We start from the raw sequence: 18,436 nt of genomic DNA, 5'->3' as shown, positions 1-18,436 counted from the left end.
CATTTGAGCGCCCGGCTGTGTTTGTTTGTATGGGGAAGTCTGGGGCGCACCCGGAGATCTCTCCGTCCGATCTGACTTTGGGGGTAGGCGGCGCTCTGGAAAATGTGATGAGAATCTGCTGCGCAATCTCTGCCCTCTTCATGAACGGGGGGCTGCAAAGGGATTGTCTCAACATCAGTGAGCGACTGGTCGGCCGAGGCCATAACGTGACGATCCTGACAACCCGTCAGGTGGGTCATGTCGAGAGTTCGGCGACGATAAAAGTCCATCCGGCACGGGTCCTTTCCAACCCGGGCACCGAATATGCGTTGGGAAGGACCGTGCAGACAGCCAGGCGCGACTTCGACTGCGTCGTCGGTTTCAACAAGATGGCGGGCCTGGATATCTACTATGCCGGCGACCCGCCTTATTTTGCGTCGAAGCTCGGGTGGTGGCGGCCGTTTTCCCCCCGTTTCATGCGCCAGCAGAACCTCGAATCGATGATCTTTGCTCCCGGCAACGCCGTGCAGATCATTGCGCTCAGCGAACAGCAGGCAGCGCTCTACCGCGGCTTCTGGCGGACCGAGGAATCCCGCATTCACGTCGTCGGGCCAACGCTTGATCCGAAACGCCGCAGACCGGAGCTGCTGGCCGTCGACCGCAATGAAATCCGCGATCGTTTCGGGCTTCCGCGCGAGGCGGTCATCGCCTTGACCATCGCCAACAGGTTGAAGGTGAAGGGTCTCGACCGGGCGGTGAAGGCCCTGCAACCGTTTCCGGGAATCCACTGGCTGATCGCCGGTCTTCGGAAGAATAGCGAGGAAGAGACGCGGCTTCGCGGCATGATTGCCAAATTCGGCATGTCGGAACGGGTTACCCTGCTGGGCATCCAGGAGGATATCCCGGCGATCGTGGTTGCGAGCGATTTCATGATGCACGCGGCTCGCCTGGAAAATACCGGCACGGTGATCCTCGAGGCGCTTGCGAACGGCCTGCCGGTCATTGCCTCGGACGCTTGCGGATATGCAAAATATGTCGAGGCCAGCGGTGCCGGACTGGTTGTGGCCAATCGCGACGATCCCGAAATCTGGCGGCAGGCGATTCAGAAGGCCGGCAACCCGGCGATCCGGGGCCAATGGCGCGAGGCGGCTCTTGCCTACGGCGCATCGAACCCGCTTACCGGCGGACTGGAAGCGGCCTGCGACCTGATAGAGACGTTCCGCCGCAGCCGGCGTGTCGCCTAGTTGGCCAGTCGGTTCCGATGTTACCGATTTTAAGTCAAATTTTACCGAATGCACGGCATGGCTGGAGCGTCGGCAGGTGGTGTTGCCGGCCTGTTTCGCGTAAGGGGTGACGATGCGTATTGTCGGGAAGATTCCTCTGGCCGTCGCCTTGGGCCTGTTCACCGCGCCTGTCGCCCAGGCGGGCGAAGGCGGCAGCTGGATATCCGGCGATTGGTACCTGACGCTCGGCGCCACCGGCCTGGTCGCGCCGAATTTCGAGGGCGGCAAGAAATATATGTTCAGCGCCCAGCCGATCATCTCGCTGGGCAAGGTCGGCCCAGAGGCGCGCTTCACCTCGCGCAACGACAACATCTCGCTGGCGCTGATCGACGACGGCTCCGTGCGCGCCGGTCTGACCGGCAAGTTCCTGTTCCATCGCACCAGCAAGGACGAACTTCAAGGCCTCGACCCGGTGCGCTTCGGCGGTGAGGTGGGCGGCTTCTTCGAGTTCTATCCGCTGGATTGGCTGCGCGCCCGCGCCGAGTTGCGGCATGGCATCCGCTCCCACAACGGCTTCGTGGCCGACATCGCGGCAGACGCTTTTTACGACATCACGCCGACGGTGCGCATCTCGGGCGGGCCGCGGGTGTCCTTCGCCTCGTCCAACTATTTTGATGCCTATTACGGCGTCAACGCCACCGAGGCGGCGGCTTCGGGCTTGAGCGAGTACCATCCGGGCGGCGGCGTGAAGTCGACGGGCCTCGGTGGCGCGATCACCTGGAAAGTGACCGAGCCGATGACGGCGAGCGTCTTCACCGAATATTCGCGCTTGATGGGGCCGGCAGCCGATTCCAGCCTGGTCAAGGAGCGCGGCGACCGCAGCCAGTGGATGTTCGGCGTGTCGACCACCTACCGCTTCAATTTCTCGATGTAGGCACCCAAACCGGCGCTAGCCCTCGAAATCCGTGCTTTATTCCTGCCGCGCCATCCGCTAAAAGCCACGCCATGACGAGCTTTTCGCGCCTTTTCGCGATCGCGATACGAATTACGGGCCCGGTGTTCCGGGCGGCCTGAGCGCCGCTGGAGCCGCCGGGAGTTTTCGCGCGCGCCCCTCGCGCTTTTTCAAGAAAATGCTGGTTCAACGCCCGGGCTTTCCGCCGCCGGGCAACGCAGATGGCAGATCAATGACCGACACCCCGATGACCGACACTGCTGAGACGATCGACTATTCCAAAACGCTTTATTTGCCGCAGACGGATTTCCCGATGCGCGCCGGGCTGCCCGAGAAGGAGCCTGGCCTGGTCAAGCGCTGGGAGGACATGGACCTTTACAAGAAGCTGCGCGAGGAGGCCGCAGGCCGTGAGAAGTTCGTGCTGCATGACGGCCCGCCCTACGCCAACGGCAACATCCATATCGGCCATGCGCTGAACAAGATCCTCAAGGACGTCATCAACCGCTCCTTCCAGATGCGCGGCTATGACGCCAACTACGTGCCGGGCTGGGACTGCCACGGCCTGCCGATCGAATGGAAGATCGAGGAGCAGTACCGCGCCAAGGGCAAGAACAAGGACGAGGTGCCGGTCAACGAGTTCCGCAGGGAATGCCGCGACTTCGCCGCCCATTGGATCAAGGTCCAGGGCGGCGAGTTCCAGCGCCTCGGCGTCATCGGCGATTTCGACCACCCCTATACGACCATGGCTTACCATGCCGAGTCGCGCATCGCCGGCGAACTGCTGAAATTCGCCATGTCCGGTCAGCTCTACCGCGGCTCCAAGCCGGTGATGTGGAGCGTTGTCGAGCGCACCGCGCTCGCCGAGGCCGAGGTCGAGTATCAGGACTATGAGAGCGACACGATCTGGGCGAAGTTCCCGGTCGCGAGCCTCGCCCAGCCGGTCGCCGGCATCGCGCCGGCGCTGGATGGAGCCGCGCTCGATCTGGTCGAGGCGCATGTCGTCATCTGGACGACCACGCCCTGGACCATCCCCGGCAACCGCGCCGTGAGCTATTCGCCGCGCATCGCCTATGGCCTCTATGAGGTGACGGCGGCCGAGAACGCTTTCGGCCCGCAGCCCGGCGAGAAGCTGATCTTTGCCGACGCGCTGGCGGAGGAATGCGCCGCCAAGGCCAAGGTCACCTTGAACAGGCTTCACAGCGTCTCGGCCGAACAGCTTGGCAAGCTTACGCTTTCCCATCCTTTCAAGGGGCTCGGCGGCGGCTATGAGTTCCCGGTGCCGATGGTTGCGGGCGAGCATGTCACCGACGATGCCGGTACCGGCTTCGTACACACCGCGCCCGGCCATGGCCGCGAGGACTTCGACGCCTGGATGGAAGCGGCCGCCGATCTTCGGGCACGCGGCGTCCACACCACGATCCCGTTCACTGTCGACGATGCCGGCTTCTTCACCAAGGATGCGCCGGGCTTCGGTCCGGGACGCGAGGGCGGTGCGGCGCGCGTCATCGACGACAACGGCAAGAAGGGCAACGCCAACCAGGCGGTCATCGACGAGCTGATCAAGCGCAACGCGCTCTTCGCGCGCGGCCGGCTGAAGCACAGCTATCCGCATTCCTGGCGCTCCAAGAAGCCGGTCATCTTCCGCAACACGCCGCAATGGTTCGTCTATATGGACAAGGACTTCGGCGACGGCACGACGCTGCGCAGCCGCGCGCTGAAGGCGATCGACGACACGCGCTTCGTCCCGGCGGCAGGCCAGAACCGCATCCGCGCTATGATCGAGGAGCGCCCCGACTGGGTGCTGTCGCGCCAGCGTGCCTGGGGCGTGCCGATCGCCGTCTTCGCCGACGAGGACGGCAATGTGCTGAAGGACGAGGCCGTCAACCAGCGCATCATGGAGGCTTTCGAGAAGGAAGGCGCCGACGCCTGGTTCGCCGGAGGCGCCAAGGCGCGCTTCCTCGGCAACCACGATGCCTCGAAATGGCACCAGGTGATGGACATCCTGGACGTCTGGTTCGATTCCGGCTCGACGCATGTCTTCACGCTGGAGGACCGTCCGGACCTCAAATGGCCGGCCGACGTCTATCTCGAGGGCTCGGACCAGCATCGCGGCTGGTTCCATTCCTCGCTGCTCGAAAGCTGCGGCACCAGGGGCAGGGCGCCTTACGACACGGTCATCACCCATGGCTTCACCATGGACGAGGAAGGCCGCAAGATGTCGAAGTCGCTCGGCAACACCGTCGTGCCGCAGGACGTCATCAAGCAGTCCGGCGCGGATATCCTGCGGCTCTGGGTGGTGACGACTGATTATTGGGAAGACCAGCGGCTCGGCAAGAACGTGCTGCAGACCAATATCGACGCCTACCGCAAGCTCAGGAACACCATCCGCTGGATGCTGGGCACGCTCGCCCATGACGACGGTCAGGATGTGCCGGTCGAGGCGATGCCGGAACTGGAGCGGCTGATGCTGCACCGGCTGTCCGAGCTGGACGAGGTGGTGCGCCAGGGCTACGACGCCTTCGAGTTCAAGCGCATCACCCGCGCGCTGCTCGACTTCATGGTGGTGGAGCTTTCGGCCTTCTATTTCGACATCCGCAAGGATGCGCTGTACTGCGACGGGCCGTCGAGCCTGCGCCGCAGGGCAGCCGTGCAGGTGGTGCGCCACCTCTTCGAATGCCTGGTGAAGTGGCTGGCGCCGATGCTGCCCTTCACCACCGAGGAAGCCTGGCTAGACCGCCATCCGGAAGCCGTCTCGGTGCATCTCGACCAGTTCCCGGCGATCCCGCGGAACTGGCGCAACGAGGCGCTGGCCGAGAAATGGCGCAAGGTGAGGCAGGTGCGCCGCGTCGTCACCGGTGCGCTGGAGATCGCGCGCGCCGAGAAGTTGATCGGCTCCTCGCTCGAGGCCGTGCCGGTGGTGACGCTCGACGACGCGGCGCTGGAAGCCGCGATCGCCGATGTCGACATGGCCGAGATGGCGATCACCAGCGACCTCGTCGTCAAGCACGGCAAGGCCCCGCAAGGCGCCTTCGCGCTCGACGACGTCAAGGGCGTGGCGGTGGTGGTGGAGAAAGCCGAGGATCGCGGCCTGGTCAAATGCGCGCGCTCCTGGCGTTACACCGCCGATGTCGGGCAGAACCCGGAGTTTCCGGACGTCTCGGCCCGCGACGCCGCCGTGCTGCATGAGCTAAAGGCGCTTGGCCGTTCATAAGCCGGTGCAAAAGTGCCACGCCGGGCGGCCCGAAACGGCCCGTGCGTTGCCCTTAACAAGTGGTTGAGGTAAACACGCGACACTCCGGAAGACAAATTGTCGCCGGATTTCCATCGCAAGTGCGGGGAAGAAGGGGACCGCGCCGTTGGCCGGTGGCGACCGAAAGGCTGTTAGAGTGGGACTTTTTGGCATGACCGACAGAACGTTTGCGCGCGCCGTGCTGGTCGCGCCGCTTGTGGTATCGGCCATCGCCCTGTCGGGCTGCATGAGCTCGCCCACCTACGGAACCGACAAGACGGCTGCCGCGCAGCTCTTCGACGATGTTTCCGCCGCTGCCTCGATCACGCCGAAGCGTAAAGATCCGATCGACTACAAGCCGCGTCCCGACTTGGTGAAGCCCGCTCCCGGGCAGAAGGAAAGCCTGCCGCCGCCGCAGCAGAGCATCGAGACGGCGAGCGCCGACTGGCCCGAATCGCCGGAGGCGCGCCGCGCCCGCATCCGCGCCGACGCCACCGCGCACCAGAACGATCCAAACTACCAGCCGGAAGCAGTCGAGGATATCCAGACCGATCCCGAGGCGGTGAAGAAGGCGTTGGCCGAATCGGGCTCCAGCCATCCGCCGCGCTGGACGCCGGACGATTCCAGCGGTGCCGCCCGCAAGGCCGCGATTCAGCGCAACCTTGCGGAACAGAAGCAGGGCGACCCGACCACGCGCAAATATCTGAGCGAGCCGCCGCTTGCCTATCGCCAGGCCTCCGCCGACGCGCCGCAGAACGAGCTCGGCGAGGACGAGTACAAGAAGGAGCGCCGGCTCAAGGCGCAGGCGGAAGGCAAGAAGGGCGGCTGGTTCGACTGGCTTGGCCTGTAGGCCGGAACGGGCCGCGCAGGCCTACGTTTCCCGTCTCTCGCGAAAGAAATCCTTGAGGATGAGGGCGGCTTCGCTTTCGCCGATCCCCGGATAGATGTCCGGCGCATGGTGACAGGTCGGCGAAGCGAAGAAGCGCGTGCCGCTCACCACCGCGCCGCCTTTCTCGTCGGCGGCGCCGAAATAGAGCCGCCGCAGCCTGGCGAAGGAGATCGCGCCGGCGCACATCGCGCAGGGCTCCAGCGTCACATAAAGGTCGTGACCGGTCAGCCGCTCGCTGGCCAGCTCCCGGCAGGCCTCGCGAATCGCCAGCATCTCGGCATGCGCCGTCGGATCGGCAAGCTCGCGGGTGCGATTGCCGGCTTTCGCGATCACCGTGTTGCCATTGGCGATAACAGCGCCGACCGGCACTTCGCCGCGGCTGGCGGCCGCCTCGGCCTCTTCAAGCGCCAGGGCCATGAAATCCGGTCGTTTCAAGCGGTTTCCACTCCGATTACGCCTCGCCACCCGAGAGCGATCCTGTTATCTAGCGCGAGACCCTGAAAACCGGAATCGGTTTTTGCCGCGCCGCCGGATGCGCAAAATCAAGATGATACTGCCTGCGTTGGCGTCCGCGAGGGCGCGCGACGCCGTAGCAGGCGAAGACGAGCAAAGTAATGGACGACGACAAGAAATCTTCACGCGGGCCGCGCAAAGGCGGCTCGAAACCGGCGGGCCAGCGTGACCGCAACGGCAAGCCGGGCTTCGGTGCCAAGAAGCCGTTTGTGAAGCGCGATCGGCCGGTGGCCGCCGAAGGCGAGCGCCCCGCGCGCGACTTCAAGCGCAGCTACAAGCCGCGCGAAGCGGGCGAGAGCGCCGAGCGGGCCGAAAGGCCGTTCCGCAAAGGTCCGCCGCGCGACGGCAAGCCCTTCGAGAAGCGTGAAGGCCGCAAGCCCTACGCACCGCGCGGAGACCGGCCGATGGCCGCCGAAGGCGAGCGCCCGGCCCGCGATTTCAAGCGCAGCCACAAGCCGCGTGAAATGGGTGAAGGTGGCGACAGGCCGTTCCGCAAAGGCCCGCCGCGCGACGGCAAGCCCTTCGAAAAGCGTGAGGGCCGCAAGCCTTACGCACCGCGTGGCGACCGGCCGGCGACCGCCGAAGGCGAGCGGGGCGAACGACGTTTCGAGCGCCCCAAGCGCGAGTTCGGCGACCGCCCGGCACGCGACTTCGCCGATCGGCCGAAGCGCGATTTCAGCGATCGTCCGCGCGGAGCTGGCGGAAAGCCGGAGGGTGGCTTCAGGCCGAGGCCGCGTCCCGCGGAAGCCGCGCCGGAAAGCGGCGAACGCATCGCCAAGCGGTTGGCGCGCGCCGGCATCGCCTCGCGCCGCGACGCCGAGGAACTGATCGCGGCCGGCCGCGTCAAGGTCAACGGCAAGGTGCTGGACTCGCCGGCCTTCAATGTCAGCGCCTCCGACGTCATCCATCTCGACGGCACCGAGATCCCGCCGATCGAGCGCACGCGCCTCTTCCTGTTCCATAAGCCGGCGGGCGTCGTCACCACCAACCGCGATCCGGAAGGCCGCAAGACCGTCTTTGACGTGCTGCCGTCCGATCTGCCGCGATTGATGACGATCGGCCGGCTCGACATCAACACCGAGGGCCTGCTGCTTTTGACCAATGACGGCGGGCTGTCGCGCGTGCTCGAACTGCCGGCCACCGGCTGGCTGCGGCGCTACCGTGTGCGCGTCCACGGCAAGGTCGAGGAGAGCGCGCTCGCCGGCTTGCGCGACGGCATCGCCGTCGACGGCGTGTTCTACGGTTCGATCGAGGCCTCGCTCGACCGCGAGCAGGGAACCAACGCATGGCTGACGCTCGGCCTGCGGGAAGGCAAGAACCGCGAGGTGAAGAACATCCTCGGCGCGCTTGGCCTCGACGTGACGCGGCTGATCCGCATCTCTTACGGACCGTTCCAGCTCGAGGATCTTCCCGAGGGCCATGTTCTGGAGATCAAGGGCCGCGTGCTGCGCGAGCAGCTCGGCGAAAGGCTGATCGAGGAATCCGGCGCCAATTTCGACGCCGAGATCCAGAAGCCGTTTTCCAACAAGCCGGTGCGCGGCGGCGGACCCCGCCACGAAGAGGCCGACCGGCCGAAATTCACGCGCGACGGCGACCGCAGGCCGATCGGCGAGGGCGGGCTGATCAAGGCGCGCAAGCGCCGCGAAGGCAGCCGCGACGAGGCGCTGAGCAAGCTCTCGACAAAACCTGACAGGGCATTTGGGCCGGACAAGGCGTTCGGCGAGCGCGGCCCGAAACCCGATCGCGGCGGCTTCGGTGACAAGCCGCGTGGTGGTTTCGGCGACAAGCCCCGTTTCGGCGGCAAGAAATCCGAGCGCGAGCAGCGGCCGATCGAGCCGCCGGGTCAGCGCAAGGCCAATGTCTGGATGGCGCCTGGCGCCCGGCCGATCGGCAAGGGAAGGGCGGAGGCCGATGCCGCCAGGGCTGCCGAGGCGAAGGCGCGCAAGGCATCCTATAAGCCGGGCGGCAAGGGCAAGCCGGGCGCGAAACCGTTCGGCAAGCCTCGCGGCGAGCGCCCGGAAGGCGATGGCGGCGACAGGCCGCGTGGTCCGAAGAGGGGCGGCGATGCGGATCGTCGGCGGTGAATTCCGTGGGCGTCCGCTGGCGACGCCGAAAAGCAATGCCATCCGCCCGACCACAGACCGCACCCGCGAGGCGGTGTTCAACGTCCTGGCGCACCGTTACGCTGAAAAGCTCGAAGGCGGCCGCGTGCTCGATCTCTTCGCCGGCACGGGCGCGCTCGGAATTGAGGCGCTGTCGCGCGGCGCCTCCTACTGCGTCTTCATCGAGGAATCGACCGAGGGGCGAGGCCTGATCCGCGAGAACGTCGAGGCCTACGGGCTCACCGGTCGCACCAAGATCTTCCGCCGCGACGCCACGCATCTCGGCGAAGCCGGTACGATCTCGCCCTTCGGGCTGGTCTTTGCCGATCCGCCCTATGGCAAGGGGCTCGGCGAGCGCGCGCTGCGCTCGGCCAAGACCGGCGGCTGGCTTCTGCCTGGCGCGCTCTGCGTCGTCGAGGAGGCTGCCTCGGCGCCGTTCGAACCGGGCGCCGGTTTTTCCGTGATGGATGAACGCAATTACGGCGAAACCATTATCCGCTTCATCGAGGCGGAGTGAGCGAGGCGCGTCTTCCTTCTTCCGCAAGGGAAGAAGGAAAAGGCACAAGCGCCTCGAAAATGCCGAACAATTCACTTTGCCTCGCCTGCGAACCTTGCCTATCGTCGCGCAACCGGAACCGGAGACCTTGATGACACCAACGGGGATTGGGCTGCGAGCGGCGCTTCTTGTCGGCACGCTGGCGCTCGCCGCGGCTCCGGCCCGCGCGGCCGATGACGGCGCGGTCAAGGATTTCCTGCTCGACAACGGCATGGAAGTGGTTGTCATCCCCGACCATCGCGCTCCGATCGTCACGCACATGGTATGGTACAAGATCGGCAGCGCCGACGAGCCGCCCGGCAAATCCGGCATCGCGCATTTCTTCGAGCATCTGATGTTCAAGGCCACGACCACCCATGCCGCAGGCGAGTTCGATCGCGCCGTGTCCGAGATCGGCGGCTCCAACAACGCCTTCACGTCCTACGACTACACCGCCTTCCACGAGACGGTGCCGCCTTCCGCGCTCGAAGAAATGATGGGCTTCGAGGCCGATCGCATGCGCAACCTCATCCTGACCGACGATGTCATCAAGACCGAGCGCGACGTCATCTTGGAGGAACGTCGCTCGCGCATCGACAGCAATCCGCAGGCGGTGCTCGACGAGGAGGTCGACGCGACGCTCTGGCAGAACCAGCCATACCGCATTCCGGTCATCGGCTGGATGCAGGAAATGGAGCAATTGAACCGTCCGGACGCGAAAGCCTTCTACGACGCCTACTACCGGCCGAACAACGCCGTGCTGGTGGTGGCCGGCGACGTCGATCCCGACGCGGTGAAGGCGATGGCCGAAAGGACCTATGGCAAGGTCGCCCGCGGCCCGGACCTGCGGCCGCGCATCCGCCCCGTGGAGCCGGAGCAGAACACCAAGCGCACGGTGACGCTCACCGACGCGCGCGTTTCCGTGCCGAGCTTTTCGACGCAATGGGTCGTGCCGTCCTATCACACGGCCAAGCCCGGCGAGGCGGAGGCGCTCGACCTGCTTGCCGAGATCCTCGGCGGCGACAACCGCAGCAGGCTGTACCAGCAGCTCGTCGTCAAGCAGGGTATCGCGTCCGAGGCCGGCGCCTACTTCCAGGGCACCATGCTCGACGCCACCAACTTCACCGTCTATGGCGCCCCGCGCGGCGACGCCAAGCTTGCCGACGTCGAGGCAGCGGTCGATGCCGAGATCGCCCATATCGTCAAGGACGGCGTGAGCGACGATGAGCTGGAGCGGGCAAAGACCCGCTATGTGCGCTCCATGATCTTTGCGCGCGACAAGCAGGACGACATGGCCAACATGTACGGCTCGACGCTTGCCACGGGCGGCGATGTCAAGGACGTTCAGGAATGGCCGGACCGTATCCGCAAGGTGACCGCCGATGAGGTCAAGGCGGTGGCTACCCGCTATCTGGTGCTCGATCGTTCCACCACCGGCTATCTTCTGCCGCAGCAGCAGGCGGGGAATTGACGATGAGCATGGTTCTTGGCCGTATGGTCGTTTCTCCTTCTGCGGCGAATGAGGAAGGCAAGCTCTATCGCGCCGTCGTCACCCTTTGCTTCGCCCTGTTCTTCCTGCTTTTGCCGGTGCTTGCCGCGCGCGCCGAAATGAACATCCAGGAGGTGAAGTCGAAGAAGGGCGTCACCGCCTGGCTGGTGGAAGACCATTCGATCCCGCTGGTTGCGATCCGTTTCGTCTTCGACGGCGGCACCGCGCAGGACCCTGCCGGCAAGGAAGGCCTGGTCAACCTGATGACCGGCCTGTTCGACGAGGGCGCCGGCGACCTCGACAGCGAGGCCTTCCAGCTGAAGCTCGACGATGCCGGCGCCGAGATGAGTTTCCAGGGCGCGCGCGATGGCACCTATGGCTCGATGCGGATGCTGTCCGATCAGAAGGACGAGGCTTTTGGCCTGCTGAAGCTGGCGGTGAACAGCCCGCGTTTCGACCAGGCGCCGATCGACCGCATCCGCGCCCAGATACTCTCCGGCATCCTCGCCAATGAACGGGACCCCAATACGATCGCGCAGCAGCGCTGGCTGCGCGCGATCTATGGCCAGCATCCCTACGCGCGGCCGGACGAGGGCAACAAGGGCAGCCTCGCCACCATCACCGCCGACGACCTCAGGGCCTTCCACAAGGCGAACTTCGCCCGTGGCGGCCTGCATGTGGCGGTGGTGGGCGATATCGACGCCGCCACGCTGAGCGGCAGGCTCGACGAGGTGTTCGGCGACCTGCCGGACAAGCAGACGCTGGCTCCGGTTGCCGACGTCAAGCCCAAGCTCGGCCAGCAGCTCGAAGTGAATTACGACTTGCCGCAGACATCCCTGCAGCTTGCTTGGCCGGGCGTGAAGCGCAGCGACCCCGATTTCTACGCCGCCGTGCTGATGAACGAGATCCTCGGCGGCTCGACATTTACCTCGCGCCTTTACGAGCAGGTGCGCGAGAAGCGCGGCCTTGCCTATAGCGTCAGCTCCGATCTCGTCGATCACGAGCATTCCAACGCGCTGCTGGTGACGACGGCGACGCGTTCCGACCGCGCCGCCGAAACGCTTTCGATCGTGCGCCAGGTGGTGAAGGACATGGCGCAGAACGGCCCCACCGAGGAGGAACTCGCCGCGATCAAGAAATACATGGTCGGCGCCTACGCCATCAGCAATCTGGATTCGTCCAGCTCCATCGCCGCGACGCTGGTGGAGCTGCAGATCGACGATCTCGGCATCGATTACATCAAGCGGCGCGCGGCTCTCATCAACGCGGTGACGCTGGCCGACGTCAAGGCGGCGGCGAAGAAGCTCCTGTCGACCGACCCCGCGGTGATGGTCATCGGGCCGCCGCTGGTGCAGGTGGCGGGAGGCGGCAAGGGATGAGCCCGACCTTCGGGGTGGCCTTCGGCGGCGGCGGCGCGCGCGGTCTTGCGCATATCCACATCATCGAGGCTCTCGACGAGCTGGGCATCAAGCCGGTGGCGATCGCCGGCTCCTCGATCGGCGCCATCATGGGCGCCGGCATGGCGTCGGGCATGAAGGGCGCCGAGGTTCACGATTATGCGCGATCGATCCTCGGCAGCCGGGCCGAAGTGGCGGCGCGCATGTGGCGCTCGCGGCCGGGCACGATCGCGGAGGCCATGCAGGGCGGCATCCGCGTCAGCCAGTTCAACATCGAGCGCATTCTGAAGGCTTTCCTGCCCGAGGCGATCCCGCAGAATTTCGAAGCGCTCAAGATCCCGCTCAAGGTCACGGCGACCGACTATTTCGGCCACAGCCTCGCGGTGTTTGCCGAGGGCGACCTGCATTCGGCGCTTGCCGCTTCGGCGGCCATCCCGGCGGTCTTCCGCCCCGTGACGCGCGAGGGGCGTGTGCTGATCGATGGCGGCATCTACAACCCCGTGCCTTTCGACCTCATCGAGAAGGACGCCGACATCATCATCGCCGTCGATGTCGTCGGAGCGCCGAGCGAGGCCGAGCGCCGGCACCCGACCACCGTCGACCTGATGTATGGCGCCACGCAACTGATGATGCAGTCGATCATCGCCAACAAGCTCAGGCAGCACCCGCCGGACATTCTGATTCGGCCGAATGTCTCGAAATACCGCGTGCTCGAATTCCTCAAGATCGAGACGCTGATGGCCGAGACGGTCGAGATCAAGGACGAACTGAAGCGCGCCGTCGAGAAGGCCGTGGAAGCGCATGGCGGCAGGCGGGGCAAGAAGAAGGTGGTCTGAGAGGCTCTCCCGACCGCATCCCTTCAGGCGCATGCAATGGCGACCGAGGTCCGACAACCGAAGTCCGATAGGTCAGCGCATAGGTCTTCGCTCAAGCTGGACCTAAGAATAACGCAAAGTATTCTTTATACTGATTAGCCGCCTTTTATGCATAGATTTCAGGCATGTCACAAACTCTTCATTGAGTTGCCCGTTGACGCACGTTCCGGTAGAGTTAATAATCTCCTAATATAAGGTAGCGCAAAAAATCTCCCGACCGGCAACAACGAGTTACGGCGCTACCAGGGGTAGGGAGGCACCGGGCGCGGCTTTTATAGTCGCCTCAGCCATCAACCACCGCGTCACCGCCTGTCCGTGAGCCGCCATTGGGCCGGCTGTTCATGGGCCGGCCTTGTTCGGGGCGTGGCTGGTCGCATGGCTTTGTGATCTTTCTGCTCCCGCGAAGTTGGGCGCGAACGCTTTCGGCATGAGGTAGCCAGCCGCCTGGCGCGGCAGGTATGCCTGCGGCCGCAGCTGACGCGTTCGCGGATGTGAGAGGCGTGTCGTGGCTGTGGGGTTCAGTAACGCGTCGCCCAGGTTGATGGGCACAACCTTGGGCTCGGCGCAGGCGAAGGTGAGGCTTGTCGGCCTTATCCTCGTCGCTTGCGTCGCCATGTTTTTCCTCTTCGGCTCCGGCCGGCCTGCATCGATAGGCTCGATGCTCGTCGCGGCAGCGATGGCGGGTTTCGGTTGCCTGGCCATGTTCCGCGCCCGCGGCGATGCGGCGCAAAGTGCCGTGGATGCCGCAACCCCCAGCGCTGTGACACGCAGCAAGCCATCGGCGAGAGCGGCCGGCCGTCGGCCGACAGGCTCCGCTCGTTCGGAACTCTCTGCGGCGCTTGCCAGCTGCCGCTCGGCCTTCCTCGCGGTCGGCCTGTTCAGCGGCATGCTCAACGTGCTGATGCTTGCGGGCTCGCTTTACATGCTCGAGGTCTATGACCGCGTGCTGCCAAGCCGCAGCCTGCCGACGCTCGTCGGCATTTCGATACTGCTCGTCATCCTCTATTGCGGGCAGGGCTTTCTCGATTTCGTGCGCGCGCGGGTTCTGGTGCGGATCGGCGGCGCCCTCGACGAGGCTCTTGGTCACCGCGTCTATACCTCGATGCTGAGATTGCCGCTGAAGGCTGGGCGCGAGGGCGACAGCCAGCAGCCGATGCGCGATCTCGACAGCGTGCGCGGCTTCCTGTCCGGCATGGGGCCGACGGCGCTCTTCGACCTGCCATGGATGCCGATCTATCTGATCATCATCTTCATGTTTCACTGGGTGCTCGGCGTGGCGGCGCTGTTCGGGGCGATCGTTCTGGTCGTGCTGACCTTGTTCGCCGAGCGGTTGACGCGGAAACCGGTATCGTCCGCAACCATGAGCGGGAACCGGCGCAGCGGGCTGATCGCGGCTGGCAGCCGCAATGCGGAAGTCGTTGCCGCCATGGGCATGGCCGGTGGGCTCGCCGCCCGCTGGGAAAATGCCAACCTCGAATACATTGCCGACCAGCGCAAGGTGAGCGACGTCGCCGGCAGCTTCGGCGCGGTATCGAAAGTGCTGCGCATGCTGCTGCAATCGTCCATGCTCGGTATTGGCGCCTGGCTGGTCATCGAGGAGCAGGCGACGGCGGGCGTCATCATCGCCGCCTCCATCATCAGCGGCCGCGCGCTGGCGCCGGTGGATCTTGCAATCGCCAATTGGAAGGGCTTCGTCGGCGCGCGCCAGGGTTGGCAACGATTGAGTCGGGTGCTTGCGGCCTTGCCCGCCGAGACTGAACCGATGCCGCTGCCGGCGCCAAGCGCCAATGTCATGATGCACGGTGTGGCCATCGCGGCCCCGGGAACCCAGCGGCTGCTGGTGCAGGATGCCAGCTTCGCCATGGAGGCCGGTCACGGGCTGGGCATCATCGGCCCGAGCGGCTCGGGAAAGTCGACCTTGGTGCGGGCACTCGTCGGGGCCTGGCAGCCCGTAAGCGGCCGCGTCAAGCTTGACGGCGCCGATCTCGACCAGTGGTCCTCGCAAGAGCGCGGCCGCCATATCGGCTACCTGCCGCAGGACGTGGAGCTGTTTGCTGGCACTGTCGCCGAAAACATCGCCCGCTTCGAGCCGGACGCCGACGCGGACGCAATCATCGCCGCGGCCAAGGCCGCCGGCGCGCACGAGCTGATCGTGGGTTTCCGCCAGGGCTACGAGACCGAGATCGGCGAGCATGGCGAGGCGCTTTCGGCCGGCCAGCGCCAGCGCATCGCGCTCGCCCGCGCGCTCTACCGCGATCCGTTCCTGGTGGTGCTCGACGAGCCGAATTCCAATCTGGACATGGATGGCGAGCAGGCGTTGATCCGGGCCATGCTTGGCGTCCGCGAGCGGGGCGGCGTGGTCGTCATCGTCGCCCATCGTCCGAACGTGCTGACCGCCGTCGACTTCGTCCTGGCGATGAACCAGGGGCGCATCCATGACTTCGGCCCGAAGGACGAGGTTTTCGCCAAGATGTTCCCGACGCTGCGGCCGGTCCCCTCGGTCAATTCGCCGCTGAGGGTGGCCGCGGAAGGCGGCGTCCCGGCGGTCGCCAACGGAACCGAGGGAGGAAACTGACATGGTTGCGTCGGGCGCCTCGCACGCATCGATCCGCTTCTACACACGGCTTGGGCTAGGAGCCGTGCTGCTGCTTGGCGGAGGTGTCGGCGGCTGGGCCTCGGTCACCGAGATTGCCGGCGCGGTCATTGCGCCCGGCACGCTCGTCGTCGATTCCCATGTCAAGAACGTGCAGCATGCGACGGGCGGCATCATTGCCGAGATCGATGCCCGCGACGGCGACAAGGTGAAAGCCGGCGATCTTTTGCTGCGCCTCGACCGTACCGTTCCGGCCGCCAATCTCGCGGTGGTGAGCAAGGCGCTCGACCAGCTCACGGCGCGCAAGGCCCGTCTCGATTCAGAACGCCGTAGCAGCGACGCCATCATCTTTCCGAACGAGCTTTTGGACCGCGTCGCCGATCCCGACGTCGCCGAGGCGGTGGCCGGTGAAAAGCAGCATTTCGAGACCCGGCGCACCTCCCGCGCCGGCCAGAAAGGCCAGCTCGGGGAGCGCATTGCCCAGCTCGAGAAGGAGATCGCCGGCGACGTCGCCCAGGCGGATGCCAACAGCAAGGAGATCGAGCTGGAGCAAAAGGAGCTCGCTTCGGTGCGCGCGCTCTGGGCCAAGAAGCTCATTTCCATCGATCGCCTGACCTCGACCGAGCGCGAGGCTACGCGCCTCGACGGCGAACGCGGCCAGCTCGTTGCCGCGCAGGCGCAGGCCGAGGGAAAGATCGCGGAAATCAAACTGCAGATCATCCAGATCGACCTCGACCTCAGCACCGAAGTGAACAGCGACCTGCGCGACATCGACGGCAAGATGGGCGAGCTTCTGGAGCGCAAGGTCGCCGCCGAGGATCAGTTGAAGCGAGTCGACATCCGCGCGCCGCAGGACGGCGTCGTGCAGCAGTCGATCGCCTACACGATCGGCGGTGTGGTCACGCCCGGCCAGACGATCATGCAGGTCGTGCCGGACAATGACAGCCTCGCGGTCGAAGCCAGGATCGCGCCCAGCGACATCGACAAGTTGTGGGTCGGCCAGTCGGCCTCGCTGCGCTTTTCGGCATTCAATACACGCACGACGCCGCAAATCGACGGCGTGGTCGAGAGAACCTCGCCCGACGTCACCACCGATCAACGCACCGGCGTCAGCTACTACACCGTGCGCATCAGGACGACCGCCGCCCAGGTTGCGCGCCTCGGCGAGGTCAGGCTTGTGCCCGGCATGCCGGTGGAATCCTTCATCAAGACCGAGGACCGTTCGGTGATCTCCTACCTGGTGAAGCCATTGCAGGACCAGATCACCCGCGCCTTCAGACAGTGAGCCCGCCTGGAGCGGGAAATGAAAATAGAAACGACGATAAGTAACCGCACCCGACGGGTGCCGCATTCAAAGTTAAGGGGAATGTCATGACCTCTAGCGATATCACCGACAATCTGACGACCGATCAACTCGCGACAACGGACACCACCACAACCGGAAGCACCGACCCTGTTCCGCCGCTTGCAATCTCGCTCGACCAGGCGGATGCGGACTACGCGCCCGGCGAGGCGGTAGGGATTAGTGCCACCGAAGTCGCTGATGGTGGCACACTCACGTTCCAGGTCGCCCACCTCAGCGCCGGCGCCGACGGCGTCCTCGGCACCGCGGACGACACGCTCGCCTACGATCTTACCGGCACCGGCACGCCCTGGACCGTCACCGACGGCGGCGCCGGCGATCTCGACGGCGTTGTCAACGGCTCGATCCAGACGTCGTGGTACGTCAACGGCGACGCAGCAAACCAGGCATTCATGCTGACGGCCACTGACGATTTAGGCAACACGGCCACAACAGCGTTCACGGATGCGCCGAAAACGCCGCCGACGACCTTTGCCTATGCCGACACCCACATCGACATAACCGCCGACAACACGATTGTGGACGCGGCTGGTGCTCGGTTTTCAAGCCGCGACACGGCGATTTTCAACCATCTGGTAAGTGGTTCTTCCGGCACCGGCAATTGGTCGGTGTTTGCGCAGATCCAGAATGCCGGCGCGGAGCAGGGCTACAACAGCGCCGATGGCGTGTTGGATGAAAAGACGTCTAGCCAGCACAATATGGTCATTGCTCTGAACTCTCTGGTCAAAGTCACCGCCGATGGCACGATAGACCCGAACGGGGCGTATTACGCATTCCGCCTTGATATGCATCAGACGGGGGCGAATCCATTCCTCTCGCTTGATCAGCTGAAAATCTACCAGTCGGCCAATGGCAGTCTTGGTGCGGGCAGCTTCGCGGCCGGCCCTAGCACCGCAGGGACGGACCCCAACTTCCATTTCACTTCTGGGAACACCACTTTAGCTTATAATATGAATGCTGGGGGGGCCAACTCGGTCCTGATGGACGCCGAGTATGACAGCGGCAGCGGCGGCGGCGGCGACGTGATTGTTCTGGTGCCGACTGCCAATTTCAATCCTGCGAACGGCAACTTCCTGTATTTCTATACCGCCATGGGATTCCAGGGTGGTGACTGGTCTGGCGCCGGTACCTTTGAGGAATGGAGTGCGCTGAGCCAGCCGGCGGCCTTCTCGATCTCGGGCACGAAGTACACCGACGTCAACGGCGACGACGCCACGGCCGGGCACAATAACGACGACACGGCGCTTGCCGGCATCACCATCAACCTTTACGCCAGCGGTGCTCCCAACACGGTGAT

The 18,436-nt window shown here is 65.1% G+C and carries 13 protein-coding genes; 12 read left to right on the top strand and 1 reads right to left on the bottom strand.

The annotated features are described in order from the left end of the window. Nucleotides 1–77 precede the first annotated feature (77 nt). The 4 genes from LB572_RS04430 (at nt 78) to LB572_RS04415 (ending at nt 6,233) form a co-directional block, all read left to right on the top strand. Nucleotides 78–1,223 carry a glycosyltransferase family 4 protein gene (locus LB572_RS04430; protein ID WP_224666865.1) on the top strand — a complete coding sequence of 382 codons (1,146 nt, stop codon included), beginning with the start codon at nt 78–80 and terminating at the stop codon, nt 1,221–1,223. A 112-nt stretch (nt 1,224–1,335) separates the two neighbouring features. After that, nucleotides 1,336–2,136 carry a MipA/OmpV family protein gene (locus LB572_RS04425; protein ID WP_224666864.1) on the top strand — a complete coding sequence of 267 codons (801 nt, stop codon included), beginning with the start codon at nt 1,336–1,338 and terminating at the stop codon, nt 2,134–2,136. Nucleotides 2,137–2,401: 265 nt separating this feature from the next. Further along, nucleotides 2,402–5,365: an isoleucine--tRNA ligase gene (gene ileS / locus LB572_RS04420; protein WP_224666863.1), complete on the top strand. Its 2,964-nt coding sequence runs from the start codon at nt 2,402–2,404 to the stop codon at nt 5,363–5,365. A gap of 190 nt (nt 5,366–5,555) precedes the next feature. Next, a complete protein-coding gene (locus LB572_RS04415) occupies nt 5,556–6,233 on the top strand; it encodes a hypothetical protein (RefSeq protein WP_140801196.1) in 678 nt (225 codons plus the stop codon). A 21-nt stretch (nt 6,234–6,254) separates the two neighbouring features. Here LB572_RS04415 and LB572_RS04410 read toward each other — a convergent pair whose 3' ends face one another. Next, a complete protein-coding gene (locus LB572_RS04410) occupies nt 6,255–6,707 on the bottom strand; it encodes a nucleoside deaminase (RefSeq protein ID WP_140801197.1) in 453 nt (150 codons plus the stop codon). A gap of 179 nt (nt 6,708–6,886) precedes the next feature. On the opposite strand from LB572_RS04410, the gene LB572_RS04405 reads away from it, so the two are divergent. The 8 genes from LB572_RS04405 to LB572_RS04370 all read left to right on the top strand — a co-directional run. Beyond that, nucleotides 6,887–8,869, top strand: coding sequence for a pseudouridine synthase (locus LB572_RS04405; protein ID WP_224666862.1), 1,983 nt, complete (start codon nt 6,887–6,889; stop codon nt 8,867–8,869). Continuing rightward, nucleotides 8,850–9,404: a 16S rRNA (guanine(966)-N(2))-methyltransferase RsmD gene (rsmD, locus tag LB572_RS04400; RefSeq protein WP_224666861.1), complete on the top strand. Its 555-nt coding sequence runs from the start codon at nt 8,850–8,852 to the stop codon at nt 9,402–9,404. The genes LB572_RS04405 and rsmD overlap by 20 nt, the downstream gene beginning before the upstream one ends. A gap of 130 nt (nt 9,405–9,534) precedes the next feature. Then, on the top strand, nt 9,535–10,893 hold the full coding sequence (locus LB572_RS04395) for a M16 family metallopeptidase (RefSeq protein ID WP_140801200.1): 1,359 nt from the start codon (nt 9,535–9,537) through the stop codon (nt 10,891–10,893). A gap of 2 nt (nt 10,894–10,895) precedes the next feature. After that, nucleotides 10,896–12,290: a pitrilysin family protein gene (locus LB572_RS04390; RefSeq protein ID WP_318013989.1), complete on the top strand. Its 1,395-nt coding sequence runs from the start codon at nt 10,896–10,898 to the stop codon at nt 12,288–12,290. Next, nucleotides 12,287–13,144 carry a patatin-like phospholipase family protein gene (locus LB572_RS04385; protein WP_224666860.1) on the top strand — a complete coding sequence of 286 codons (858 nt, stop codon included), beginning with the start codon at nt 12,287–12,289 and terminating at the stop codon, nt 13,142–13,144. Before LB572_RS04390 ends, LB572_RS04385 begins: the two co-directional genes overlap by 4 nt. A gap of 580 nt (nt 13,145–13,724) precedes the next feature. After that, a complete protein-coding gene (locus LB572_RS04380; RefSeq protein WP_224666859.1) occupies nt 13,725–15,758 on the top strand; it encodes a type I secretion system permease/ATPase in 2,034 nt (677 codons plus the stop codon). 1 nt (nt 15,759) lies between these two features. Continuing rightward, entirely contained in the window at nt 15,760–17,061 is a 1,302-nt protein-coding gene (locus tag LB572_RS04375) for an HlyD family type I secretion periplasmic adaptor subunit (protein WP_224666858.1), read from the top strand. An 86-nt stretch (nt 17,062–17,147) separates the two neighbouring features. Then, nucleotides 17,148–18,436 (top strand): hypothetical protein (locus tag LB572_RS04370; RefSeq protein ID WP_224666857.1); only part of this gene is annotated, 1,289 nt, incomplete at its 3' end.

It is taken from the genome of Mesorhizobium sp. BH1-1-5 (assembly GCF_020165615.1).
Lineage (GTDB): Bacteria > Pseudomonadota > Alphaproteobacteria > Rhizobiales > Rhizobiaceae > Mesorhizobium.
This window is presented reverse-complemented; position numbering and strand designations above follow the sequence as displayed.